We start from the raw sequence: 23,771 nt of genomic DNA on the forward strand, positions 1-23,771 counted from the left end.
CACGCGCAAAGGCGGGCCCCGCCGGACGAGGGACCGTATCGTCCGGCGGGGCCCGCTCGATGCCTACCGGCGCGCGAAGGGCGCGACGGGGTTCTTGAGGGTGCCGATCAGCTGGAGGGCCGCCGCCGGGTCGGCGAGGTCGACCATCTGCTTGTTGTTGCGCAGCTGGAGGCGGTTCAGGCAGGACAGCTGGAACTCCTCCGCGAAGTAGTCGTACCGCTCGAAGCGCTCCGCGAGCTGCGGCATCGACTCCTGGTAGGCGTGGCCGCAGTCGGCGACCGCCTTCCAGAAGGTGTCCTCCTCGCAGATGCCCTCCGAGACCAGGATCGAGCCCAGGAAGCGGAAGAAGCAGTCGAACACGTCCGTAAAGATGGACAGCAGCTTCATGTCCTCCGGGATGTCCGCCCGGACCCGCTCGACCGCGGGCGGCAGGACCGCGTCCGGGTCCATGACCACGATCTCCTCGGCGATGTCCTTGAAGATCGCCCGCTTCACCACGCCGCCCTCGATGACGAGGATGGTGTTCTCGCCGTGCGGCATGTACGCGAGGTCGTACTGGTAGAAGCAGTGCAGCAGCGGGACCAGGTACGCCTTGAGGTAGGAGCGCAGCCACTCCTCGGGCGTCAGGCCCGACTCCGCGATCAGGGCGCCGACGAAGGACTTGCCCTCGGAGTCCACGTGCAGGAGCGAGGCCATCGTCGCGAGCCGCTCGCCGCCCCGGAGGGAGGCGACCGGGGACTCGCGCCACAGCGCCGCCAGCATCTTGCGGTACGGCGAGTAGCGGTCGGTGGCGCGCTCGTACTGGCGGTGGTGGTAGCCGATCGCCGCGCGCTCGCGGATGATCGAGAAGTCCACCGACCGCAAGACCTCGTCGCCCTCGATGAGCTGGTGCAGCCAGTCGTTGATGGCCGGCGTGGCCTCCATGTACGCGGCCGACAGGCCCCGCATGAAGCCCATGTTGAGCACCGAGATCGCCGTCTTGACGTAGTGCTTCTCGGGGGCGCTGGTGTTGAAGAACGTACGGATCGACTGCTGGGCCAGGTACGCGTCCGAGCCCTCGCCGAGCAGCACCAGACGGCGGTTCGCGATCTCGGCCGCGAAGGTGACCGTGGTCTTGTTCCACCACTGCCAGGGGTGGACCGGCAGCAGGTGGTAGTCCGCCAGGTCCAGGCCGAGCTCCGCCATCCGCGCCGAGAAGGCCGCGATGGTCCCCTCGCCCAGCTCCTCGCGGACGAACGAGTCGTAGTCCATGCCCGCGCCCGCCGTGAAGGTGGAGACGTCCTTGCGGGCCGCCACCCACACCAGGTGCACGGGGTTCGCGGTCTCCGGGGCGTACGAGAGGTACTCGTGCACGCCGAAGCCCAGGCGGCCGTTGTTGGCCACGAAGCAGGGGTGGCCCTCGGTCATGCCGGTCTCGATGTCCTGGAAGGAGGACTTGGCGAGGACGGCGGAGGAGACCTGCGGCTTCGTGTACTTGTAGCCCGAGCCCGCCAGGGTGGAGGAGATCTCCTCCAGGTAGACCGGCAGCACCTCGGGGCTCAGGCCCAGGGCCTCGCGCAGCTCGATGTGGAAGTCGAGGGCGTCCAGCGGCAGCTCGGCGCCGTCGCGGTGGCGGGTGATGGAGGCCTCGTCCACGGCCCAGTGGTCCAGGGCGTGCAGCTGCGCCTCGAAGCGGTACTCCACGGTGCCGTCGTCGCTCCGCACGGAGTACGAGGAGCCGCCGAGCGGCTTCGGGGTCAGGAGTCGCTCGTGCGAGAACTCGGCCAGGCCCTTGCGGACCAGGGCGCGGTTCGCGCGGTCCCACAGCTCGGGGGAGAGGTGGGAGATGGCGTCGGTGAGGCTCATATGGACTCTCCCGTCAGGCCGGTGGCCGCTTCGAACTGGGCGCGGGTGCAGAAGCTCAGCAGGGCTTCCTTCTCCGGCTTCGTCACGGGGCGCTCGGCGACGAAGCCGACGGCCTCGTTGAGGGCGTGCACGGCCGTGTTGTTCACGTCCGGCTCGACGACGACGCGCTCGGCCGCCGGGTCCGCGAAGACGGCCGCCATCACGGTGGTGATGACCGCGCGGGTGAAGCCGTGCAGCGGCGTGTCGCTCGGGGCGACGAGGAAGTGCATGCCGACGTCGCCGGGCTGGGCGTCGTACAGGCCGACGAGCTCCAGCTCGCTCGGGTCGTACGTCTCCATCAGGAACGCCGGGCGGCCCTCGTGCAGGCCGATGAAGGCCTGGTGGTGCTCGTGCGCCGCGATCCGCATGTACTCGCGCTCGACGTCCGGCAGCGTGGCGTCCTGCATCATCCAGAACGAGGCCTTCGGGTGGGTGACCCAGCCGTGCAGCAGCTCCGCGTCGGCGAACGGGTCCAGCGGCCTCACGGAGAAGGTGCCCAGTTCCGCGTCGGTGCGGGCGTACAGGATTTCGGTGGTGCTCATGCGTGCATGCCTTCCGGGGCCGCGAACTGCTGGAACGCGATGGACTTCTCGACCTTGTAGTACTCGCGGCCGAGCAGCTCGCCGACGATGTACGCGTTGCGGTACGCGGCCATGCCGAGGTCGGGCGAGGTGATCGAGTGGTTGTGGGTCGTGCCGTTCTGGAGGTAGACCCCCTGGCCGGTGGTGTCCACGCTGTAGTTGCGGGCGGCGTCGAGGCGGCCGTGCCCGTCGAAGTTGAGGCGCGGACGGACCGGGTTCAGGAACTCGGGCACGACGTACTTGTAGCCGGTGGCCAGGACCAGGCCCTCGGTGGCGAGGGAGAAGTCCCGCTCCTGCTCCTCCTGGCGCAGCCCCAGGGCGTAGGTGCCCGTGGTGGTGTCGTACGCCGTGGTGTTCAGGGAGGTGTTGGTCAGCAGGGTGGTCGGGACGGGGCCCGGCATGCTGACCTTCTTCTGGTAGAGCAGGTCGAAGATCTCGTTGATCAGATCGCCGTCGATGCCCTTGAAGAGGTTCTTCTGCTGGGTCTCCAGCCGGTAGCGGGTCTCCTCGGGGAGGGCGTGGAAGTAGTCCACGTACTCCGGCGAGGTCATCTCCAGCGTCAGCTTCGTGTATTCGAGCGGGAAGAAGCGCGGCGAGCGGGTGACCCAGTTGAGCTGGTAGCCGTGGACGTCGATCTCGGCGAGCAGGTCGTAGTAGATCTCGGCCGCGCTCTGGCCGGAGCCGATCAGGGTGATCGACTTCTTCTTCTGCAGCTCCTCCTTGTTCTGCATGTAGGAGGAGTTGTGCAGGAAGTCCCCGCCGAGGTTCGCGCAGGCCTGCGGGACGTAGGGCGAGGTGCCGGTGCCCAGGACCAGGCGGCGGGCCAGGTGGGTCTCGCCCTTGTCCGTGCGGACCTCGTAGAGCCCGGCGGCCTCGTCGTAGGTGACCTCGCTGACGGAGGTGGACCACAGGACGTTGTCGAGGCGGTCGGCGGCCCAGCGGCAGTAGTCGTTGTACTCGGCCCGCAGCGGGTAGAAGTTCTCCCGGATGTAGAAGGAGTACAGCCGGTCCTGGTCCTTCAGGTAGTTCAGGAAGGAGAAGGGCGAGGTCGGGTCGGCCAGCGTGACCAGGTCCGACATGAACGGGGTCTGCAGGTGCGCGCCGTCCAGGAACATGCCGGCGTGCCACTCGAAGTGCGGCTTCGACTCGATGAAGAGACCGTCGAGTTCGTCGATCGGGTCGGTCAGGCAGGCGAGTCCCAGGTTGAAGGGACCGAGACCGATTCCGATGAAGTCGTGGGGCTTAACGGTGGACGGCAAGGGATTCTCCCAGGAACTGCGCGGCGTGTGCGGCGAGAAGGTCGAGGACGGCGGAGATGTCGGCCGTCGTGGTCTGAGGGTTGAGGAGGGTGAACTTCAGGTACTGCTTCCCGTCCACCTTGGTGCCGGCCACCACGGCCTCACCGGAGGCGAACAGGGCCTTGCGGGCGTGCAGCTGGGCCTCGTCCAGGAGCTCGGCGGGCAGGTCCGCGGAGTCCGGACCGGGCACGTAGCGGAAGACCAGGGTGGAGATCTGCGGCTTGACGACGACTTCGAAGCGGGGGTCGGCGTCGATGATGTCCCAGCCGGCCGCGGCCAGGTCGATGACCTCGTCGAAGAGGGAGCCGAGGCCGTCGGCGCCCATGGTGCGCAGGGTCATCCAGAGCTTGAGCGCGTCGAAGCGGCGCGTGGTCTGGATGGACTTGTCGACCTGGTTCGGGATCCGCTCCTCCGCCATGCGGCGGGGGTTGAGGTAGTCCGCGTGGTACGTGGCGTGCTTGAGGGTGTCCCGGTCGCGGACCAGTACCGCGCTGGAGCTGACGGGCTGGAAGAACGACTTGTGGTAGTCGACCGTGACGGAGTCGGCGTTCTCGATGCCGTCGAGGAGGTGCCGGCGCGTCGGGGAGATCAGCAGTCCGCAGCCGTAGGCGGCGTCCACGTGCATCCAGGCGGAGTGCTCGGAGGTCAGGCGGGCGATCTCGGGGAGCGGGTCGATGGATCCGAAGTCGGTGGTGCCGGCGGTCGCGACGACGGCCATCGGGAAGAGGCCGTCGCGGCGGCAGTTCTCCAGCTCCAGGGCGAGGATCGCGGTGTCCATGCGGCGGTTGCGGTCGACCGGGACGGAGATGACCGCTTCGTAGCCGAGGCCGAGCATCGCGGCCGACTTCTTGACGCTGAAGTGGCTGGCCTCGGAGGTGAAGATGCGCAGCTTGGGGAGGACCTCGGACTTCGGGAGTTCCCGGCCCTCGTTCAGTGCCTGCTTCATGACGATCCGGCAGGCCTCGTCGCGGGCCAGCAGGAGCGCGTGGAAGTTGGACTGGCTGCCGCCGGAGGTGAAGACGCCGTCCGCGCCCTCGCCGAGGCCGATGCGCTGGGCGGTCCAGTCGATGAGGCGGCGCTCGATGAGCGTGCCGCCGATGGACTGGTCCCAGGTGTCCAGCGAGGAGTTGACGGCCGAGAGGACCGCCTCGCCGAGTACGGCCGGTATCACGACGGGGCAGTTGAGGTGGCCGAGGTAGCGCGGGTGGTGGAAGTACACCGCGTCGCGCAGGTAGACGTCCTCCAGCTCGTCGAGGACGGCGGCCGGGTCTTCGAGCGGCCGGTCCAGGTCGATCCCGTTGATGACCGGGGCGAGTTCGTCCACGGATATGCCGGTGTGGGGCCGTTCGGTGGTCGCGAGTTTGGCGGCGACACGCGCGACGCCCTCGGTCACGGTGCGCCGGTAGATGTCCGCGGTCGTCTCATTCAGCAGATGCGAGCGCATCAACTTTCCTCCGGGCAGGCAGGGGGAGCGGGGGGTGGGGTGCTGGATTAGGTTAGCCTAACCTAACAGTCAAACCAAATAGGGATGGGCCCCGGTCGGAACCGGGGCCCATCCCTGAAGTCGTCCGAGGGCGGAACGAGTTGCCGCGAGGCGGCGATCGGCGAGGTGCGGGGTGTGCTCGGCTACAGCGCGGACGCCGGGTCCTCGCTGGCCGACTTGCCGGCGTACGCCTCGGCGAGGAGTTCCTCCTCGCTCGCGCCGAGCCGCCAGTAACCGGTGAAGCGCACCGCGCGCCGGTCGATGGAACGTTCCTGCACGATGTGCCGGCGGACCGCGCGGATGGTGCCCGCCTCGCCCGCGAGCCAGACGTACGGGGCCTCGGCCTCGGGCAGTTCGGCCACGCGCATCGCGTCGAGCACCCGCTGGACGCGCTCCTCGCGGCCCGCTCCGCCCTCGCGGACGATCCAGGTGATCTCCGCGTCGGCGAGGGTGGGCAGGGCGAGCCGGTCGTCCTCGTGCGGGACCTCGAACCAGGCCCGCACGCGGGTGCCGGAGGCGAGCCGGTCCAGGATCGCGGCGGCCGCGGGGAGCGCGGTCTCGTCCGCGTACATCAGCAGCGCGTCGGTGGCGGCCGGCGGCTGGAACCGTACGGACTTGTTCTCCGCGACGGCCGGGCCGATCGCCAGGATCCGGCGGCCGGCAACGGCCCCCGAGGCCCAGCGGGACGCCGGCGAGGCGTCCCCGTGGAGGACGAAGTCGATGTCCACCTCGTCCGCGCCCTCGGGCGTACGGCGCTGCTCGCGCACCGTGTACGAGCGCATCACCGGGCGGTCGGCGTCGGGCATCGCGCGCCACGCGCCGAACCAGGTGTCCTCGTCGGTGGACGGGAGCACCGTGTGCTCCTCGTGGGCGGGCGGCAGGAAGAGCGAGAGGCTCTGGTCACAGCCGCCCGAGCGGAAGTCCGCGAGGGACCCACCGCCGAACGTGACCCGCAGGAACGAGTGGCCGAGCCGGCGCGTGCGGAGCACTTCGAGTTCGAAGAACCGGAAGTGGGCGATGGCCGGGGCGGTGTCGGATGCGGTGACGGTCATGCGGTGGGTCCCCCTGGGAATTCGGGTGGCGCCGGGTCGGGCGCCCGGGTTCAGCTGACCTTCTTGGCGTTCTGGATGGCCTTGGCGAGGTCTTCCAGGATCTGCGCGCACTTCTCGTACGAGTAGATCGGCTCGGTCACGCGCGGGGCGACCTGGCCGGCCTTGACGGCGGGCATCTCGGCCCAGGTCGGCTTGGCCTTCAGCTCCTGCGACTGGAGGGTGCCGGTGCGGTTGTCGAGCAGGACCAGGTCGGCCTTGTACTTGCCGGCGTTCTCCCAGCTGAGGCTCTCGAAGAAGCCGCCCGCGTCCAGCTTGTCCTTGTCCGGGGTGATGAACTCGACGCCGAGGGTCTCGAAGTACTTGAGGTCGGCGGAGGTCTTCGGGGTGGAGACGTAGAACAGGTCGGCGGAGCCGGAGCCGACGAGCACCTTGATGCCCGGGTTGGCCTTGGTGGCCTCGCGCACCTTGGCGGCGGCGGCCTCGAAGCGGGCCTTCGCGTCGGCGGTCTTCTTGCTGTTCAGGTCGGCGCCCAGGGACTTGGCCAGGTCGGCCGTGCGCTCCAGGGACTTGTCGAGGGAGGCGTCGCCGCCCACGCCGATGGCGGCGGCCGGGGCCAGCTTCAGGATCTTGTCCTTGGAGGCCTCCGGGACGTACCAGTAGGTGCCGTCCCAGGTGTTGGTGACGAGCAGCTCCGGCTGGAGGGCCGCGTACTTCTCGACGTTGAACTCGTCGTAGACGTTGCCGAGGATCTCGACCTTGGAGATGTCCATCGAGCCGGCCTGGACGTCGGGCTTGCCGTCGGCGGTCTTGGTCGGGCCGAACACGCCCTTGACCTGGACGCCGTAGTCGTAGAGCGCGGCGGCGGTGCCGGTGTAGGCCACGATGTTCTTCGGGGCGGCCTTCAGGCTGATGTCCTTGCCGAGGTCGTCCTTGAAGGTCCAGGGACCCGAGGCGGCGGCGCCCTTGTCCTTGTCCTTGCCCGTCTCGCCCTTCGCGGAGTCGGTGCCGCCGCATGCGGAGAGCGCCGCGACGAGGCCGAGGGCGCCGCCGGCCGCGATGAGCCCGCGGCGGGAGAGGTAGGAGGTACGGGACTTGGGCATGTCGATGTCCGCTTTCGTGCGTGTCAGGCGGCCACTGGGCCGTTCGGAGGGAAGGTTAGCCTAACCTTGGCCGAAAACGGTAAGGGGGCCCTAAGTTTTTTCAGGGCCCCCTCGGTGTACGATCCGCCGCCGTCCTCCGCGCTAGGAGGAGAAGCCCAGCTCGCGGGCGATGAGCATGCGCTGCACCTCGCTGGTGCCCTCACCGATTTCGAGGATCTTCGAGTCCCGCCACATGCGCGCCACCGGGTACTCGTTCATGAAGCCGTAGCCGCCGTGGATCTGCGTGGCGTCCCGGGCGTTGTCCACCGCGACCGTGGAGGAGTACAGCTTGGCGATCGCCGCCTCCTTCTTGAACGGTTCCCCGGCCACCAGGCGGGAGGCCGCGTCGCGCCAGCCGATCCGGGCCATGTGGGCGCGCATCTCCATGTCGGCCAGCTTGAACTGGATGGCCTGGTTGTCGCCGATCGGACGGCCGAAGGCCTTGCGCTCCTTCGCGTACTTCACCGACTCGTCCACGCAGCCCTGGGCGAGGCCCGTCGCGAGCGCCGAGATGGCGATCCGGCCCTCGTCGAGGATGCGGAGGAACTGGGCGTAGCCGCGGCCCTCCGCACCGACCAGGTTGGCGAGGGGGACCCGTACGTCCTGGAAGGACAGCTCGCGGGTGTCCGAGGAGTTCCAGCCGACCTTGGAGTACGGGGCGGCCACCGTGAAGCCGGGGGTGCCGGACGGGACGATGATCGAGGAGATCTCCGGGCGGCCGTCCGCCTTGCGGCCGGTCACGGCGGTGACGGTGACCAGACCGGTGATGTCCGTACCGGAGTTGGTGATGAAGCACTTCGAGCCGTTGATGACCCACTCGTCGCCGTCCTTGACGGCGGTGGTGCGGGTGCCGCCGGCGTCGGAGCCGCCGTCCGGCTCGGTCAGGCCGAAGGCGCCGAGGATCTCGCCGGAGCACATCCTCGGCAGCCACTCCCGCTTCTGCTCCTCGGTGCCGAACAGGTGGAGGGGCATGGCGCCGAGGGAGACGCCCGCCTCCAGGGTGATCGCGACCGAGGAGTCGACGCGGGCCAGCTCCTCCAGGGCGATGCCGAGGGCGAGGTAGTCGCCGCCCATGCCGCCGTACTCCTCCGGGAAGGGCAGGCCAAACAGGCCCATGCGGCCCATCTCGCGGACGATCTCGTACGGGAACTCGTGCCGCTCGTACAGGTCGCCGATCTTGGGGGCGACGACGTCGTGCGCGAACTCCTCGACGGTGCGGCGGAGTTCCTCGTGCTCAGGGGTGAGCCGGTGGTCGAGGGACATGTTTTCGTTACTCCTTGTGGGAGAGGGCGCGGACGGTACGGGAGGGGCTGGGGCGGCCCAGCTGTTCGGCCATCCACACGCTCGTGGCGGTGAGGGCGGCCAGATCGACGCCGGTCTCGATGCCGAGGCCGTCGAGCATCCACACCAGGTCCTCGGTGGCGAGGTTGCCGGTGGCGCTCTTGGCGTACGGGCAGCCGCCGAGGCCGCCCGCCGAGGCGTCGACCGTGGTCACGCCGTGCTGGAGCGCGGCCAGGGTGTTGGACAGGGCCTGGCCGTAGGTGTCGTGGAAGTGCACGCCGATCAGGTCGGCGCCGACGCCCTCCTCGCCCAGCTCGCCGAGGAGCGCCCGGACGTGCCCCGGCGTGGCGACGCCGATGGTGTCGCCGAGGCTGAGCTCGTCGCAGCCGAGGTCGAGCAGGGCCTTGGCGACGCGGACCACCTGGCGGACCGGGACCGGCCCCTCCCAGGGGTCGCCGAAGCACATGGAGAGGTAGCCGCGGACGTGCGCCCCGCCCTCCTTGGCGCGGGCCACGACCGGCTCGAACATCGCGAGGGACTCGGCGACGGTCCGGTTGAGGTTGCGGGAGGCGAAGGTCTCGGTGGCCGAACCGAAGACGGCGATCCGGGTCGCCCCGAGGGCGAGCGCCCGGTCCAGCCCGCGCTCGTTGGGGACGAGCACCGGCAGGTGCACCCCGGGCAGGTCCGACAGCTGCGGGAACAGCTCCTCGGCGTCCGCCAGCTGGGGGACCCACTTGGGGTGCACGAAGCTGGTCGCCTCGATGGTGGTCAGCCCGGCGGCGGCCAGCCGGTGCACGAACTCGGCCTTCACCTGAGTGGGCACGGCCGACTTCTCGTTCTGCAGCCCGTCGCGGGCACCGACCTCGTGGATCCGCACGCGCGCCGGGAGTGCGGGGGCGGGGACGGTCATGGGAAGCCCGTTCACTTGCCCTCCTCCTCTTCTCCTCGCGGCTCGTCCGGCGTGACGACCGCGAGGACCTGGTCCATCGCGACGGTGGTGCCGGGGGAGACGTCGAGCTCGGCGACGGTGCCGGAGTGCGGGGCGGAGATGACGTGCTCCATCTTCATCGCCTCGACGACGAGCAGGCTCTGACCGGCCGTCACCTTGTCGCCGACGGCCACCTTGACGACGGTGACGGTGCCGGGCATCGGGGCGGCCAGCGTCTCCGCCCCGGCGTGGCCGCGACCGCTGAGGGCCGCGGTGACGGGGTCGTGGGCCTGGACGTGCCAGCTGTCGCCGTCCCGGCCGAGCCAGGTCCCTTCGGGGGAGCGGGCGTGGCTGAAGGTGTGCGTGACGCCGTCGAGTTCCACCGTGACGCGGTCCTCGCCCCGGCTGACGATCCGGCCCCGGGCCGGCGCGCCGGAGTCCTCGGCGAGTAGGAGCTCCGTCTCGGCGCCCGAGGGGCGGGAGCGGACCGACACCGGCTCCTGGCCCGGGAGGCGGAAGTGGTGGACCGTCCAGGCGGGGGTACCGCCCAGGCGCCAGCCGTCGCCGGCCCCGAAGGGGTCGACCCAGTTCCCGGAAGGGGAGGGGAGGGCGGGGCGGTGGGCGGCCAGCAGGGCCGCCGCCGCGAAGACCTCCGGCGGGACGCCCTCCGGGAGCAGCGTCGACAGGTCGCGCTCCACCAGACCGGTGTCCAGGTTGCCCGACACCACGTCCGGGTGCGCCAGGAGCCTGCGCAGGAAACCGGTGTTGGTCTGGACGCCCAGGATCACCGTGTCCGCCAGGGCCCCCCGCAGGATGCGCAGGGCGGTGGCCCGGTCGGGGCCGTACGCGATCACCTTCGACAGCATCGGGTCGTACGTCGAGCCGGTGTCCACCCCGGCCACCAGGCCGGAGTCCGTCCGCACGGACCCGCCCGACGGCTCGGACAGCGCCAGCACCGTCCCCCCGGAGGGCAGGAAGCCCCGCGCCGGGTCCTCCGCGCAGACGCGGGCCTCGACGGCGTGCCCGGTGAGGGTGACGTCGGCCTGGCCGAAGCCCAGCTCCGCGCCGGAGGCCACCCGCAGCTGCTGCTCCACCAGGTCCAGCCCGGTGATCAGCTCCGTCACCGGGTGCTCCACCTGGAGCCGGGTGTTCATCTCCATGAAGTAGTAGGAGGACGGGTCCCCGCCCGGGACGATGAACTCCACCGTCCCCGCGCCCACGTACCCGCACGAGCGCGCCGCCTCCACCGCCGCCGCGCCCATCGAGGCCCGCAGCTCCGGCGTCAGCAGGACCGACGGGGCCTCCTCGATCACCTTCTGGTGGCGGCGCTGGAGCGAGCACTCGCGCTCACCCAGGTGCACCACGTTCCCGTACGAGTCCGCCAGCACCTGGATCTCGATGTGCCGGGGCCGGTCCACCCAGCGCTCCACGAGCAGCGTGTCGTCGCCGAACGAGGACCTCGCCTCGCGCCGCGCCGCCGCGATCTCCTCCGCGAGCAGCCCGGCGTCCCGCACCAGCCGCATGCCCTTGCCGCCGCCGCCCGCCGAGGGCTTCAGCAGCACCGGCATGCCGATCTCCTCGGCCGCCGCGACGAGTTCGGCATCCGACAGACCGCTGCCGGACGAGCCGGGGACCACGGGCACGCCCGCCGCCTTCACCGTCTCCTTGGCCCGGATCTTGTCGCCCATCAGGGAGATCGCCTTGGCGGGCGGCCCGATGAAGGCCAGCCCCGCCTCCGCGCACGCCTGCGCGAAACCCGCGTTCTCCGCGAGGAAGCCGTACCCCGGGTGGATCGCCTCGGCCCCGCTGCGGCGGGCGGCGTCGAGCAGCCGCTCCACCGACAGGTAGCTCTCGGCGGCCGCAGCCGGGCCGATCCGGACGGCCGTGTCGGCCTCCCGTACGTGCCGGGCGTCGGCGTCCGCGTCGCTGAAGACGGCAACCGAGCGCACCCCGAGCTCCCGCAGCGTGCGGATGACCCGGACCGCGATCTCGCCCCGGTTGGCGACCAGAACAGTGCTGAACATCAGTGAGGTCCTCACGTCACATACGGAAGATGCCGAAGCCGCGATCGCCCAGCGGGGCGTTCGCGCACGCGGTCAGGGCCAGTCCCAGCACCTGCCGGGTCTCCATCGGGTCGATGACCCCGTCGTCCCACAGCCGCGCGGTGGCGTAGTAGGCGTTGCCCTGCTCCTCGTACTGCGCGCGGACCGGGGCCTTGAAGGCCTCCTCGTCGTCGGCCGGCCACTCCTGGCCCGCGCCCTCGATCTGGTCGCGCTTGACGGTGGCGAGCACCGAGGCCGCCTGCTCGCCGCCCATGACGGAGATCTTCGCGTTGGGCCACATCCACAGGAACCGCGGCGAGTACGCCCGCCCGCACATCGAGTAGTTGCCCGCGCCGTACGAGCCGCCGACCACCACCGTCAGCTTCGGGACCCGGGTGCAGGCCACGGCCGTGACCATCTTGGCGCCGTGCTTGGCGATGCCGCCGGCCTCGTAGTCGCGTCCGACCATGAAGCCGGAGATGTTCTGGAGGAAGAGGAGCGGGATCCCGCGCTGGTCGCACAGCTCGATGAAGTGCGCGCCCTTCTGGGCCGACTCGGAGAAGAGGATGCCGTTGTTGGCGACGATGCCGACCGGATGGCCGTGGATCCGGGCGAAGCCGGTGACCAGCGTCGTGCCGAACTCGGCCTTGAACTCCTGGAAGCGGGAACCGTCCACGAGGCGGGCGATGATCTCGCGGGCGTCGTACGGGGTGCGGGAGTCCACCGGGACCGCGCCGTACAGCCCGGCCGGGTCCACCTTCGGCTCCTCGGGGGCCTCCACCGACCAGGGCAGCTCCCCGCGCCCGGGCAGGGTGGCCACGATGTTCCGTACGATCCGCAGCGCGTGCGCGTCGTCCTCCGCGAGGTGGTCGGTGACGCCGGAGGTCCGGGAGTGGACCTCGCCGCCGCCCAGCTCCTCGGCCGTGACGACCTCGCCGGTGGCCGCCTTCACCAGCGGCGGGCCGCCGAGGAAGATCGTGCCCTGGCCGCGCACGATGACGGCCTCGTCGCTCATCGCCGGGACGTACGCGCCGCCCGCCGTGCAGGAGCCGAGGACGGCCGCGATCTGCGGGATGCCGGCGCCGGACATGCGCGCCTGGTTGTAGAAGATGCGGCCGAAGTGGTCCCGGTCGGGGAAGACCTCGTCCTGCATGGGGAGGAAGGCGCCGCCCGAGTCGACCAGGTAGAGGCAGGGGAGACGGTTCTCCAGGGCCACCTCCTGGGCGCGCAGGTGCTTCTTGACGGTCATCGGGTAGTACGTGCCGCCCTTGACGGTGGCGTCGTTGGCGACGATCACGCACTCGCGGCCGCTGACCCGGCCGATGCCCGCGATGACCCCGGCGGCCGGGGCCGCGCCCCCGTACATCCCCTCGGCGGCCAGCGGGGCCAGCTCCAGGAACGGGGATCCGGGGTCGAGGAGGGCGTCCACGCGGTCGCGGGGAAGCAGCTTCCCGCGGGCGGTGTGGCGGGCGCGGGCCTTGTCGCCGCCGCCGAGCCGGGCCGCGCCGAGCCGGGCGCGCAGGCCCTCGGTCAGCTCGCGGTGGGCGGCCTCGTTGGTCCGCCAGGCCTCGGACGCCGGGTCCGCGGCGCTCGTCAGCACTGGTGCCTGCTGCATCGGTCGAGCTCCCTTGCTCGGTGCACGCTGTTAATGAGCGTTAACGCATGTACCGCCTAGGTTAACGAGCGCTAACGGCCCTGTCTAGAATGGATTCCCATGAGCACCAGTGCCGCCGCCCCGACCCGTCGCGAGCAGATCCTCAGCGAGGCCGCCCGCCTCTTCGCCGAGCGCGGATTCCACGGCGTGGGCGTGGACGAGATAGGGGCCGCGGTGGGCATCAGCGGCCCCGGCCTGTACCGGCACTTCGCGGGCAAGGACGCCATGCTCGCCGAGCTGCTGGTCGGGATCAGCGAGCGGCTGCTGACCGGCGGGCGCCGCCGGGCGGAGGAAGCGGCCGGGGACCCCTCCCTGGTGCTGGCCTCGCTCATCGACGGGCACATCGACTTCGCGCTCGACGACCGGGCGCTGATCACCGTCCACGACCGGGAGCTCGACCGGCTGCGCGATGCCGACCGCAAGCTCGTGCGCCAGTTGCAGCGCCAGTACGTGGAGCTGTGGGTGGCCGTCGTGCGCGAGCTGCACCCCCGGGTGGGGGAGGCGGAGGTCCGGGTCTCCGTACACGCGGTGTTCGGCCTGCTCAACTCCACCCCGCACCTGGCGGCGCTGGGCCGGGAGGCGACCGAATCGCTGCTGCGCAGGCTCGCGCACGGATCGTTCGGGGCGCTCTCCGGGTGATCCGGCGCGTCCGCTGGGCGGGACGGACGGGACGCGTCCGCCCGGGCGGCGGCAGAATGGGCCGTATGCCGATGCCGATAGAGACGTCCGTACCCACCCGAGCCGAACTCATCGACCACCTGGTCCGCACCCGGATCGCCGGGGACGTCGCCACGCCACGCGAGAACAACCTCTCCCACTACCGCAAGCTCGCCAACGGCGATCGGCACTACTGGCTCGGCCTGGAACTGGGCGACCGCTGGGCCGACGAGCAGGACGTCCTCGCGGTGATGGCGGAGCGCTGCGGCGTCGTGGACGACCCGCAGCACCGCCAGGGCCAGGACACCATCGACCCGGAACTGACCGTCGCGGGCCTGGAGCGGCTGGCGGCCAGGCTGCGGAAGGCCGCGCTGGACCGGCAGAGCGTGCTGCTCGCCACCGGGCACCCGGGCGGCCTGCTGGACGTCCACCGGGCGACGGCGGTGGCGCTGCGCGCCGCCGGCTGCGAGATCGTGGTCATCCCGGCCGGTCTGACGGCCGACGAGGGCTCGGTCTGGCAGTTCGCGGACATCGCGGTCCTGGAGCGGGGCGCGACCCTGTGGCACACCCACTCGCCCGCGCCGATGGCGGCGATCCTGGACGGCCTGGCCGCCGCCGGGCGCCCGCAGCCGGACCTGGTCGTCGCCGACCACGGCTGGGCGGGCTGCGCCGCGCAGCGCGGCCTGGACGCGGTGGGCTACGCGGACTGCAACGACCCGGCCCTGTTCCTCGGCGAGGCCGAGGGCACCCTCCAGGTGGCGGTACCGCTGGACGACCACGTCCGTGACCCGAGGTACTACGACCCGATGGTGGCGTACCTGCTCGCGACGGCCGGTCTGCTGTAACCGGCGGACCCGGTGCGGCCCGGCCGTCGGGGGTGGCGCGGGGTCAGCGCAGCCAGCCGCCGGTGAGGTCCTGGACGGCGGAGCCGTCCAGGTCGGCGAGCTTGGTGGCGACGAACTCCCGCGCCCAGTCGGAGGTCTGGATCCGGAACGGCATCGTCTCGGCGGTCAGCGCCGCGATGATCGGCGCCGCCGCCTCCTGCGAGGTCTGGGCGTTGCCGAAGGACTGCATGGTGCGCTCGATGTAGGCCTTCAGCGCGGGGGCGTACGGACCGGCCTCGGCGAGCAGGGCCGGGACGTCGAGCCGTACGTTGGTGACGAACTCGCTGGCGACGGCGCCCGGTTCGACGACGGCCACCTGGACGCCGGTGGTGGCGGCGACCGGCGCCAGGGACTCCATGAAGCCCTCGACGGCGAACTTGGCCGCGCAGTACGACTCGTTGAACGGCTGGCCGATCATCCCGCCGACGCTCGTCACGGTGATGACCCGGCCGCCGGAGGCGCGCAGGTGGGGGAGCGCGGCCTTGGTGAGTTCGACGACGCCGAAGTAGTTGACCTCCATGGTGGACCGGACGCCCTCCATGCCGTGCTGCTCGATGGTGCCGACGAAGCCGGCGCCCGCGTTGTTCACGACGGCGTCGAGACCGCCGCGCTCGGCGACGACCTCCGCCACGCAGGAGGCGACGGATCCGGCGTCGGTCACGTCCAGCCGCTTGACCTGGACCAGGTCGGCGACGCCGGCTTCGGCGGCGGCCTCGCGCAGGGCGTCGGCCTTGGCGGTGTCGCGCATGGTGGCCACGGTGTGCCAGCCGGCCTGGGCGGCGGCCACGGCGGCGGCCAGGCCGATGCCGGAGGACGTGCCGGTGATGAGGACGGTCTTGGTGCTCATGGAGGTCTCCCTGGATTTGTGCGTGCACACACACATTATCTTTGTGTGCACGTGCACGCAACCCGGGTACTCTTTTCCCATGGCGCACAGCGAACTCAACCTGGACGGCCTCACCCCCCGCGACCACGCCTTCTACGGCCTGGTCTGGGCCGGCACCACCCTCACGGCCCGGGTCGACCAGGCCCTCACGCGCCACCACGACCTGCCGCTGTCGTGGTTCGAGGTGATGCTGTGGCTGAGCGTCCAGCACGAGCCGGTCGCCCCCTCCGAGCTGGGCGCCCGGACCCTGCTCAGCCGCAGCCAGGTCTCGCGCGTCGCCGATTCGCTCCGGGCCCGCGGCCTGGTCGAGCGGGTCCCGTCCCCGACGGACGCCCGGTCGGTGGGGATCGCCCTGACCGAGGCGGGCCGCCGTGCCTTCGCCGAGGCCGACGCCACCCGGCGCGAGGCCCTCGCCGAGGCCTTCGACGACCGCCTCGACGACATGGACATAGCCGCGCTGGAGGCGGTCTGGGCGAAGCTCAAGGCGCGGCCCGAGGCGTAGCGGATCCCTCCGCGCGGCCGGGCGGGCGGCGTTGTCAGTGCCGGCCGTTAGCGTCGCCACCGTGACGAACCCGCCGAGCGCCCGGGGCGCCCAGAACCCGCTGTCCGTACTCGTCGACGACCCGCAAGGCCGCTCCCTGGGGATGGAGTTGCCGCCGGGGACGCTGCACGACCGGCCCGGCCGCCGGAGCCGGCTGGGCGTCAGGGCGCGGCGCGAGCCGCTGCTGTGGGTCTCCGACGCGCCCGTGGGAGTGGAGGCGCTCGCCGCCTGCCGGGGCGCCGCCGTGGCCGAGGCCGGTCTGTGGGCGGTGCTGTTCCAGGAGCGGCGGGGCCTGGAGAGCTGGTGGACCCGCGACGAGCTGAACCCCGCCGCCATGTCCGACCCCGGCGACCACCACGTCGAGCCGGTGCTGCGGGAGTTCTGGAACGGGGTCGTCCCCGACCCCGAGGAGGGTGAGGGCCCCGACGGCGCCGGGCTGATCGCCCCCTTCGGCCGGGAGTGGCCTGGCCTCGCGGAATCCGGGGTGCAGCGGGAGGACCCGGAGGCGGCGGCCCTCGCGCTCGCGGCCGAGCTGGTCGGGACCGGCGTGCTGCCGAGCCCGCGCCTGGCGCTGATACCCGCCGGCCGGGGAGCCGACGTACCCACCGCGATGGGCTGGCGCGGCCCGGTGAACCACGAGGCGGACACGGCCCTGATCAGCACCGTCCTGCGGTCCTGGGAGGACCGCTTCGGCGCCCGCGTCCTAGCCCTCGGCTTCGACGAACTCCACCTGTCCGTGGCGGCCCCGCCCCTGACGACGGCCGCGTCGCTGCCGGTCGCCGCCGAGCACTTCGCCTTCTGCCCCGACAACGTCTGGCAGGGCTCCGGCAGCGTGCGCGCCTACGCGGACGAGGGCGTCACCGGCTCCGGCCACTGGGGCTTCTGGTGGGACTGACCCCGGGCGCGGCGGGGGTCGTAAGACCTAGGCGCGCGGGACGCGCACCACGCCCTCCTGGATGACGGTGACGGCCAGCCGGCCGTCCTGCGTCCAGATCCGGGCCTGCCCCAGGCCCCGCCCGGCGGAGGACGAGGGCGACTCCTGGTCGTACAGCAGCCACTCGTCCGCGCGGAACGGCCGGTGGAACCACATCGCGTGGTCGAGCGAGGCGCCCACCACGTCGCCGACGGCCCAGCCGCCCCGGCCGTGCGCGAGCAGCACCGAGTCCAGCAGGGTCATGTCCGAGACGTACGTGGCCAGGCAGGTGTGCAGCAGGGCGTCATCGCGCTCCAGCTTCCCGGCCGTGCGGAACCACACCTGCGTCCGCGGCTCCACCGGCTCGCCGACGCTGCCCCACGGCGGGGTCGTCGCGTACCGCAGGTCCACCGCGCCGCGCGCCTCGATCAGCCGCTCCACCGTGCCCGGGTCGCGGAAGATCTCCCGGTACGCGGGCAGCGACTCGGCGGCGGTCGGCAGGGTCTCCGGGTCGGGCGCGTCCGGCATCGCGCTCTGGTGCTCCAGGCCCTCCTCGTACGTCTGGAACGACGCGGAGAGGTGGAAGATCGGCTGCCCGTGCTGGACGGCGACGACCCGGCGCGTGGTGAAGGAGCGCCCGTCGCGGATCCGGTCCACCGCGTACACGATGGGCGCGCCCGGGTCCCCGGCGCGCAGGAAGTACGAGTGCAGCGAGTGCGCCGTCCGGTCCCCGGGCACGGTGCGGCCGGCCGCGACCAGCGCCTGCGCCGCTACCTGCCCGCCGAACACGCGCGGTACCAGCGCCGAACGGCTGGTACCGCGGAAGATGTCCTCCTCGATCTGCTCCAGGTCGAGCAGGTCGAGGAGGGTCGTCAGTGCCTCGTTCATGAGGGGAAGGGTAAGTGCGGGAGGGACGAGTCCCCTGGCCCGACGGTCCCTTACAGCCCCATCGACTTGGCGATGATGGACTTCATGACCTCGCTGGTGCCGCCGTAGATGCGGTTCACGCGGTTGTCGGCGTACAGGCGGGCGATCGGGTACTCGTTCATGTAGCCGTAGCCGCCGTGCAGCTGGAGGCACTTGTCGATGACGCGGTGCGCGACCTCGGTGCAGAACAGCTTCGCGGAGGCGGCCTCGGCGGCGGTCAGCTCACCGGCGTCCAGGGCCTCCAGGGCGCGGTCGGCGACGGCCTCGGCCGCGTCCACCTCGGCCTGGCAGGCGGCCAGCTCGAACTTGGTGTTCTGGAAGTGCGCGACCGGCTTGCCGAAGACGGTGCGCTCGGTCACGTACTGCTGCGCGAACCGGATGGCGGCCTTGGCCTGCGCGTACGCGCCGAAGGCGATGCCCCAGCGCTCGGAGGGCAGGTTGGCGCCGAGGTAGTAGAAGCCCTTGTTCTCCTCGCCCATCAGGTCCTCGACCGGGACCTTGACGTCGACGAAGGCCAGCTCGGCGGTGTCGGAGGTGCGCAGGCCCAGCTTGTCGAGCTTGCGGCCGATCGAGTAGCCCTCGGACTTGGTGTCCACGGCGAAGAGGGAGATGCCGAAGCGGCGGTCGTCCTCGCGCGGGGCGGAGGTGCGGGCGCAGACGATCACGCGGTCGGCGTGGACGCCACCGGTGATGAAGGTCTTGGAGCCGTTGAGGACGTAGTGCGTGCCGTCCTCGGAGAGCTTGGCGGTGGTCTTCATGCCCGCGACGTCGGAGCCGGTGCCCGGCTCGGTCATCGCCAGGGCCCACATCTCCTCACCGGAGACGAACTTCGGCAGGTAGCGCTTCTTCTGCTCGTCGTCGGCCAGCATCTTGATGTAGGGGAGGGCGAGCAGCACGTGCACGCCGGAGCCGCCGAAGTTGACGCCCGCGCGGGAGGTCTCCTCGTAGAGGACGGCCTCGAACTTGTGGGTGTCCAGGCCCGCGCCGCCGAACTCCTCGGGGACGTTGATCCCGAAGATGCCCAGCTCGCCGAGCTTGTAGTAGAAGTCGCGCGGCGCCTGGCCGGCGGCGAACCACTCGTCGTAGACGGGGACGACCTCGGCCTCGATGAAGTCGCGGATGGTCTCGCGGAACGCCTCGTGGTCCTCGCTGAAAACGGTACGGCGCACTGTGGCGGCCCTCCTCTTTGCGGCTAAACCGCCCGCCGCTCTCGCGGAGGTGGTTGCGCGCCGTCGTGGTCGCTCAGGCAACGGCGGATGTCTAAGCGCTTGCTCAATTTAAGTTACCGGCGAGTTGTCCTGCCTGTCCAGAGTCCGTAGCGCGAACCACAGTTCCATCCGGGTGTCCGGGTCGTCGAGGTCGCGCCCGAGCAGGGCGGTGCAGCGGGCGACGCGCTGGCGGACGGTGTTGCGGTGCACCCCGAGGGCGGCCGCCGTCCGGTCCCAGCTGCCGTGGTGGGCCAGCCAGGCCCGCAGGGTCCGCACCTGCTCCGGGGCCAGCGGGGCGAGCAGCTCCCGCGCATGGGTCAGCGCCTCCGCCGGATCGAGGAGCGCGTCCAGGCCCCCAGCGGTGTGCCGGGCCAGCGGCGCCCGGGCCGCCTCCGCGCGCCGCAGCGCCCGCCGGGCCTGGGCCTCGGCGCCGGCCAGCGCCCCGGGGTCCGCCGGCGCGCTCACCCCCAGGCGCCAGCCGGGCAGCGGGCCGGGCTCCCGCTCGGCCAGCAGGCGCACCTCCTCCCCGCGGGCGTCCACGAGTACGGTGCCCAGCGCCGCCGCGAGGGCCTGCGGATCCCCCGTGCCCCGGGCGTGCACCACGTGCCAGGGGCCGGGGCCGAGCGCCTCGGCGGGGGAGCCGCCGAGCAGCAGCCGGGTCAGCGCCCCGGCCTCCGTCCCGGCCGGCCGGTGCGTAGTGAGCAGCGTCAGCAGGACGGCGGCGATCGCGGTGATCGCGTGATCGCCCGGGGTGCGGTCCGGGACGGCGACCCCGAGCACCTGGCCCTCGCCGCCCAGGGGGTACGCCGTCAGCTGCCACCCCGCCGCGGCGTCGGTCGCGGTGGCCGGGCCGCCCGGGGCCCCGACCCGGGTGAGGAGCGCGGCCAGCGCCCCGGCGGCCTCGGGGGGCAGGTCCCGCCCGGCGTGCCGGGTCGCTGCCTGACCGGTGCCTTGGCCCGCGCTCTGTCCCGCGTCCTGCCCCGTGCCCTGGCCCGCGTCCCGCCCCGGGTCCTGTCCTCCCGCCGGGAGCAGGGTGGCGTGGCCGCCCAGGGTCGCCGCCAGCCGGCGCAGCAGCGCCGGTACCGGATCGGGCCGGGCGGCGGCCGCGGCCAGCGACTGCTGGGCCTCGGTCACCCGGCGCAGCTCCCGGGTCCGGGCCTCGGCCATCAGCCGCCACACGGTGCGGGCGACCGCGGTGAAGGGGGTGCGCGGCGGGACCTCCAGCAGCGGCAGCCCGTGCCGCGCGCAGGCGGCGGCCAGCTCCGGGGGCACCTCCTCGTACACCGGCGCCACGCCGAAGCCGAGCGCGGCCGCGCCCGCCGCGACGAGCCGGGCGACGTACGCGTCGGCGTCCGCCTCCAGCTGGGCGCCCGCGGTGAGCAGCAGCTCCCCGCCCAGCAGATAGGGGGAGGGGTCCGCCATCTCGGAGGCGTGGACGGCGTGCACCGCGACGGCCGGGGCCCGCTCGCCCGCGCCGGTCAGGGCGCGCAGCCCGAGTTCCCGGTCGGCGAGGAGGGCCGTGAGCTCGACCCCGGGCGTGGGCGGCGTGGCCGAGGCGGAGGAGGTGGCCGGCATGGATACTCCGTACACATCGAGGGTGGCCTGTGGATGAAACGTACACTTCGCGGCCCCCGGGAGGCGGCTTACGCTCGAAGGACCGCACACGTCAGTACAAAAACACACAAAGGGGCACCCCTCATGAGCACGCAGCCGCGCGGACCCGTCGACTCCTCCCGCATCCCGCGCTACGCGGGCCCCGCCACCTTCGCGCGCCTGCCCCGCCTCGACGAGGTCGGCTCCGCCGACGTCGCCGTCGTCGGCGTCCCGTTCGACTCCGGTGTCTCGTACCGCCCCGGCGCCCGCTTCGGCGGCAACGCGATCCGCGAGGCCTCCCGCCTGCTGCGCCCGTACAACCCCGCGCAGGACGCCTCCCCCTTCGCGCTGGCCCAGGTCGCCGACGCCGGTGACATCGCGGTGAACCCCTTCAACATCAACGAGGCCGTCGAGACGGTCGAGGCCGCCGCCGACGAGCTGCTCGGCGCCGGCTCCCGCCTGATGACCCTCGGCGGCGACCACACCATCGCCCTCCCGCTGCTCCGCTCGGTCGCCAAGAAGCACGGCCCCGTCGCCCTGCTCCACTTCGACGCCCACCTCGACACTTGGGACACGTACTTCGGCGCCGAGTACACGCACGGCACCCCGTTCCGCCGCGCGGTGGAGGAGGGCATCCTCGACACCGAGGCGCTCTCCCACGTCGGCACCCGCGGCCCGCTGTACGGCAAGCAGGACCTCGACGACGACGCCAAGATGGGCTTCGGCATCGTCACCTCGGCCGACGTCTACCGGCGCGGCGCCGACGAGGTCGCGGACCAGCTGCGCCAGCGCATCGGCGACCGTCCGCTGTACATCTCGATCGACATCGACGTGCTCGACCCGGCGCACGCGCCCGGCACCGGCACCCCGGAGGCCGGCGGCATGACCTCCCGCGAGCTGCTGGAGATCATCCGCGGCCTGTCGTCCTGCAACCTCGTTTCCGCCGACGTCGTCGAGGTCGCCCCGGCGTACGATCACGCCGAGATCACCTCGGTCGCGGCCTCGCACACCGCGTACGAGCTCACCACGATCATGAGCCGTCAGATCGCGGCGGCGAAGGCGAAGGGCAACTAAGCACCGTGACGCACGACCACGACCTGGTACTCCGTCCCACCGAGGTCCAGCGGGCGGCCGCCCTCGCGCCGCCGCCGGGCCGGACGGGCGGGGACCTGGTCGTGGAGACGCTGTGCTCCCTCGGCGCGAACACCGTCTTCGGCCTGCCGGGGCGGCGCGCGCTCGCCCTCTTCGACGCCGTGGGCCGCTCCGACCTGCGGTTCGTCGGTCTGCGTACGGAGAACAACGCGGGGTTCGCGGCGGACGCGTACGGCCGGATGACCGGCGAGGCGGTGCCGCTGCTCCTGTCCGCCGGCCCGGCCGCCCTGATGGCGCTGCCCGCCCTGGCGGAAGCCGCGGCGGCCTCCGCCCCGGTCGTGGCGATCTGCGCGCAGGTCCCGGTCGCGGGCCTCGGCGGCGGCCGCCGCGGCCACCTGGGCGAGCTGCGCGACCAGTCCGCCTCCTTCCGCGAGGTGGTCAAGTCGGTCCACAGCGCGCGCACCCCCTCCCAGATCCCCTCGGTGATCGCGGAGGCCTGGGAGTCGGCGCTGACGGCACCGCCCGGTCCGGTGTACGTCGAGATCCCGGAGGACGTCCTGCGCGACGAGACCGTGATCCCGCAGGTCACGGGTGTGGACGCGACCCCGCACGAGCTGGCGCCGCGACCCGAGCTGACCGCCGTGGCCGCGCACTGGCTGGAGAACGCCGCCCGCCCGGTGATCATCGCGGGCGGCGGGGTCATCCGCTCGGACGCGGCGGGCAAGCTGCGCCTGCTCGCGGAGCGGCTCAACGCGCCGGTGGTCACCACCTACGGCGGCAAGGGCGCCTTCCCCTGGACCCACCCGCTGTCCCTCCGGTCCTGGCTGGAGGACCGCCACACGACGGACTTCCTGGAGGACGCGGACGTCCTGCTGGTCGTGGGCTCCGGCCTCGGCGAGCTGTCCTCGAACCACCACACGTTCTTCCCGACGGGCCGGGTCGTCCAGATCGAGGCGGACCTCGGCAAGCTGGAGTCCAACCACGCGGCCCTCGGCATCCACGCGGACGCCCGGCTGGCGCTCCAGGCCCTGCTGGAAACGGTCGCCGGACGCGAGGACCCGACGGCGCCGGAACGCGTCCGCCTGCTCCTCGCGGACATCGCGGCCCGCACGACGCCCCAGGCGCAGGCTCCGGAACACCAACTCCTGGCCTCGATCCGAGCGGCCCTCCCCCCGCGCTCCCCGTCCTTCTGGGACATGACGGCCCTGTCCTGCCGGGCCTGGTCCGCGTTCGACCCGAAGCATCCCAACACCATGCACTCCGCCCAGGGCGCGGGCGGCCTCGGCTACGCCTTCCCGGCGGCCCTCGGCGCGGCCGTCGCGGAACCGGGCACCCCGGTCCTGGCCGTCTCCGGCGACGGCGGCGCCATGTACGCGATCGCCGAACTGGCCACGGCCGTCCAGCACGCCCTGGACGTCACCTGGCTGATCGTGGACGACGGCGACGACGAAGCCCCGCGCGAGACGGCCGCGGACCCGGCCCGCCCCGACTTCGCCGCCCTGGCGGCCTCCTTCGGAGTCCCGGCGACGACCACCACCCCGCAGTCCCTCCGCGCCGATCTCACCAAGGCCCTCAAAACCCCGGGCCCCTCCCTCGTACTCCTCCACCCCCGCGGGGCTCGGGCGTAGAGACGTCGCGGGGCATGGCGGCCGCGAACGGGTGAGGGGTCCCCCGGACGGGGGATGTGGGCATGCGGCGTCACGCACGGGAGTGCGATTGTTGCGGCGG

The 23,771-nt window shown here is 72.1% G+C and carries 20 protein-coding genes; 6 read left to right on the top strand and 14 right to left on the bottom strand.

Going from position 1 to position 23,771, the window contains the following annotated elements:
* Window positions 1-63: 63 nt before the first annotated feature.
* The 10 genes from IE248_RS19595 to IE248_RS19640 all read right to left on the bottom strand — a co-directional run bounded on the left by IE248_RS19595 (window position 64) and on the right by IE248_RS19640 (window position 13,303).
* Entirely contained in the window at window positions 64-1,845 is a 1,782-nt protein-coding gene (locus IE248_RS19595) for an IucA/IucC family protein (protein WP_190031273.1), read from the bottom strand.
* On the bottom strand, window positions 1,842-2,426 hold the full coding sequence (locus tag IE248_RS19600; RefSeq protein WP_100582577.1) for a GNAT family N-acetyltransferase: 585 nt from the start codon (window positions 2,424-2,426) through the stop codon (window positions 1,842-1,844). Before IE248_RS19600 ends, IE248_RS19595 begins: the two co-directional genes overlap by 4 nt.
* The gene (locus tag IE248_RS19605) at window positions 2,423-3,724 is read right to left on the bottom strand and encodes a lysine N(6)-hydroxylase/L-ornithine N(5)-oxygenase family protein (RefSeq protein WP_100582576.1); all 1,302 of its coding nucleotides are present in this window, start codon (window positions 3,722-3,724) and stop codon (window positions 2,423-2,425) included. The genes IE248_RS19600 and IE248_RS19605 overlap by 4 nt, the downstream gene beginning before the upstream one ends.
* Window positions 3,708-5,207, bottom strand: a complete 1,500-nt coding sequence (locus tag IE248_RS19610) for a pyridoxal phosphate-dependent decarboxylase family protein (protein WP_190031274.1) — start codon at window positions 5,205-5,207, stop codon at window positions 3,708-3,710. Before IE248_RS19610 ends, IE248_RS19605 begins: the two co-directional genes overlap by 17 nt.
* 182 nt (window positions 5,208-5,389) lie before the next feature.
* Entirely contained in the window at window positions 5,390-6,298 is a 909-nt protein-coding gene (locus IE248_RS19615) for a siderophore-interacting protein (protein WP_100582575.1), read from the bottom strand.
* 50 nt (window positions 6,299-6,348) lie between these two features.
* Window positions 6,349-7,398, bottom strand: a complete 1,050-nt coding sequence (locus tag IE248_RS19620; RefSeq protein WP_073773580.1) for an ABC transporter substrate-binding protein — start codon at window positions 7,396-7,398, stop codon at window positions 6,349-6,351.
* A gap of 141 nt (window positions 7,399-7,539) precedes the next feature.
* Window positions 7,540-8,700: an acyl-CoA dehydrogenase family protein gene (locus IE248_RS19625; RefSeq protein ID WP_008741588.1), complete on the bottom strand. Its 1,161-nt coding sequence runs from the start codon at window positions 8,698-8,700 to the stop codon at window positions 7,540-7,542.
* A gap of 7 nt (window positions 8,701-8,707) precedes the next feature.
* The gene (locus IE248_RS19630; protein WP_073799380.1) at window positions 8,708-9,628 is read right to left on the bottom strand and encodes a hydroxymethylglutaryl-CoA lyase; all 921 of its coding nucleotides are present in this window, start codon (window positions 9,626-9,628) and stop codon (window positions 8,708-8,710) included.
* Window positions 9,629-9,639: 11 nt separating this feature from the next.
* A complete protein-coding gene (locus IE248_RS19635) occupies window positions 9,640-11,670 on the bottom strand; it encodes an acetyl-CoA carboxylase biotin carboxylase subunit (protein ID WP_190031275.1) in 2,031 nt (676 codons plus the stop codon).
* 16 nt (window positions 11,671-11,686) lie between these two features.
* A complete protein-coding gene (locus IE248_RS19640) occupies window positions 11,687-13,303 on the bottom strand; it encodes a carboxyl transferase domain-containing protein (protein WP_008741591.1) in 1,617 nt (538 codons plus the stop codon).
* A gap of 99 nt (window positions 13,304-13,402) precedes the next feature.
* On the opposite strand from IE248_RS19640, the gene IE248_RS19645 reads away from it, so the two are divergent.
* Both IE248_RS19645 and IE248_RS19650 read left to right on the top strand, forming a co-directional pair.
* Window positions 13,403-13,981 (top strand): SACE_7040 family transcriptional regulator, encoded by a 579-nt coding sequence (locus IE248_RS19645; protein WP_008741592.1) that lies wholly within the window; start codon window positions 13,403-13,405, stop codon window positions 13,979-13,981.
* A gap of 56 nt (window positions 13,982-14,037) precedes the next feature.
* On the top strand, window positions 14,038-14,844 hold the full coding sequence (locus IE248_RS19650; protein WP_100582573.1) for a phosphatase: 807 nt from the start codon (window positions 14,038-14,040) through the stop codon (window positions 14,842-14,844).
* A gap of 43 nt (window positions 14,845-14,887) precedes the next feature.
* Here IE248_RS19650 and IE248_RS19655 read toward each other — a convergent pair whose 3' ends face one another.
* Window positions 14,888-15,766, bottom strand: a complete 879-nt coding sequence (locus tag IE248_RS19655; RefSeq protein WP_229895410.1) for an SDR family NAD(P)-dependent oxidoreductase — start codon at window positions 15,764-15,766, stop codon at window positions 14,888-14,890.
* Between the two features lie 43 nt (window positions 15,767-15,809).
* Between IE248_RS19655 and IE248_RS19660 the strand changes: the two genes are divergently transcribed.
* Together IE248_RS19660 and IE248_RS19665 are read left to right on the top strand one after the other, a co-directional pair.
* A complete protein-coding gene (locus IE248_RS19660) occupies window positions 15,810-16,271 on the top strand; it encodes a MarR family winged helix-turn-helix transcriptional regulator (protein WP_008741595.1) in 462 nt (153 codons plus the stop codon).
* Between the two features lie 61 nt (window positions 16,272-16,332).
* Window positions 16,333-17,205, top strand: a complete 873-nt coding sequence (locus IE248_RS19665) for a DUF4253 domain-containing protein (RefSeq protein WP_190031276.1) — start codon at window positions 16,333-16,335, stop codon at window positions 17,203-17,205.
* Between the two features lie 27 nt (window positions 17,206-17,232).
* On the opposite strand, the gene IE248_RS19670 is transcribed toward IE248_RS19665, so the two are convergent.
* The 3 genes from IE248_RS19670 to IE248_RS19680 all read right to left on the bottom strand — a co-directional run bounded on the left by IE248_RS19670 (window position 17,233) and on the right by IE248_RS19680 (window position 20,933).
* Entirely contained in the window at window positions 17,233-18,111 is an 879-nt protein-coding gene (locus IE248_RS19670) for an acyl-CoA thioesterase (protein WP_008741597.1), read from the bottom strand.
* Between the two features lie 50 nt (window positions 18,112-18,161).
* The gene (locus IE248_RS19675; RefSeq protein WP_008741598.1) at window positions 18,162-19,319 is read right to left on the bottom strand and encodes an acyl-CoA dehydrogenase family protein; all 1,158 of its coding nucleotides are present in this window, start codon (window positions 19,317-19,319) and stop codon (window positions 18,162-18,164) included.
* A gap of 108 nt (window positions 19,320-19,427) precedes the next feature.
* On the bottom strand, window positions 19,428-20,933 hold the full coding sequence (locus IE248_RS19680; protein ID WP_190031277.1) for a PucR family transcriptional regulator: 1,506 nt from the start codon (window positions 20,931-20,933) through the stop codon (window positions 19,428-19,430).
* A gap of 123 nt (window positions 20,934-21,056) precedes the next feature.
* Between IE248_RS19680 and speB the strand changes: the two genes are divergently transcribed.
* Window positions 21,057-22,025 carry an agmatinase gene (speB, locus tag IE248_RS19685; protein ID WP_008741599.1) on the top strand — a complete coding sequence of 323 codons (969 nt, stop codon included), beginning with the start codon at window positions 21,057-21,059 and terminating at the stop codon, window positions 22,023-22,025.
* 5 nt (window positions 22,026-22,030) lie between these two features.
* A complete protein-coding gene (locus tag IE248_RS19690) occupies window positions 22,031-23,671 on the top strand; it encodes a thiamine pyrophosphate-binding protein (protein ID WP_190031278.1) in 1,641 nt (546 codons plus the stop codon).
* The last annotated feature ends 100 nt before the right edge of the window (window positions 23,672-23,771 follow it).

The organism is Streptomyces goshikiensis (assembly GCF_014650555.1).
Classification (GTDB): Bacteria; Actinomycetota; Actinomycetes; order Streptomycetales; family Streptomycetaceae; genus Streptomyces; species Streptomyces goshikiensis.

Excerpts from the sequence above, each read along its gene's own strand:
- IE248_RS19595 (WP_190031273.1), bottom strand. The coding sequence starts at position 1,845 with ATGAGCCTCACCGACGCCATCTCCCACCTCTCCCCCGAGCTGTGGGAC.
- IE248_RS19600 (WP_100582577.1), bottom strand. The coding sequence starts at position 2,426 with ATGAGCACCACCGAAATCCTGTACGCCCGCACCGACGCGGAACTGGGC.
- IE248_RS19610 (WP_190031274.1), bottom strand. The coding sequence starts at position 5,207 with ATGCGCTCGCATCTGCTGAATGAGACGACCGCGGACATCTACCGGCGC.
- IE248_RS19615 (WP_100582575.1), bottom strand. The coding sequence starts at position 6,298 with ATGACCGTCACCGCATCCGACACCGCCCCGGCCATCGCCCACTTCCGG.
- IE248_RS19620 (WP_073773580.1), bottom strand. The coding sequence starts at position 7,398 with ATGCCCAAGTCCCGTACCTCCTACCTCTCCCGCCGCGGGCTCATCGCG.
- IE248_RS19625 (WP_008741588.1), bottom strand. The coding sequence starts at position 8,700 with ATGTCCCTCGACCACCGGCTCACCCCTGAGCACGAGGAACTCCGCCGC.
- IE248_RS19630 (WP_073799380.1), bottom strand. The coding sequence starts at position 9,628 with ATGACCGTCCCCGCCCCCGCACTCCCGGCGCGCGTGCGGATCCACGAG.
- IE248_RS19635 (WP_190031275.1), bottom strand. The coding sequence starts at position 11,670 with ATGTTCAGCACTGTTCTGGTCGCCAACCGGGGCGAGATCGCGGTCCGG.
- IE248_RS19640 (WP_008741591.1), bottom strand. The coding sequence starts at position 13,303 with ATGCAGCAGGCACCAGTGCTGACGAGCGCCGCGGACCCGGCGTCCGAG.
- IE248_RS19645 (WP_008741592.1), top strand. The coding sequence starts at position 13,403 with ATGAGCACCAGTGCCGCCGCCCCGACCCGTCGCGAGCAGATCCTCAGC.
- IE248_RS19650 (WP_100582573.1), top strand. The coding sequence starts at position 14,038 with ATGGGCCGTATGCCGATGCCGATAGAGACGTCCGTACCCACCCGAGCC.
- IE248_RS19655 (WP_229895410.1), bottom strand. The coding sequence starts at position 15,766 with ATGTGTGTGTGCACGCACAAATCCAGGGAGACCTCCATGAGCACCAAG.
- IE248_RS19660 (WP_008741595.1), top strand. The coding sequence starts at position 15,810 with ATGGCGCACAGCGAACTCAACCTGGACGGCCTCACCCCCCGCGACCAC.
- IE248_RS19670 (WP_008741597.1), bottom strand. The coding sequence starts at position 18,111 with ATGAACGAGGCACTGACGACCCTCCTCGACCTGCTCGACCTGGAGCAG.
- IE248_RS19680 (WP_190031277.1), bottom strand. The coding sequence starts at position 20,933 with ATGCCGGCCACCTCCTCCGCCTCGGCCACGCCGCCCACGCCCGGGGTC.
- speB (WP_008741599.1), top strand. The coding sequence starts at position 21,057 with ATGAGCACGCAGCCGCGCGGACCCGTCGACTCCTCCCGCATCCCGCGC.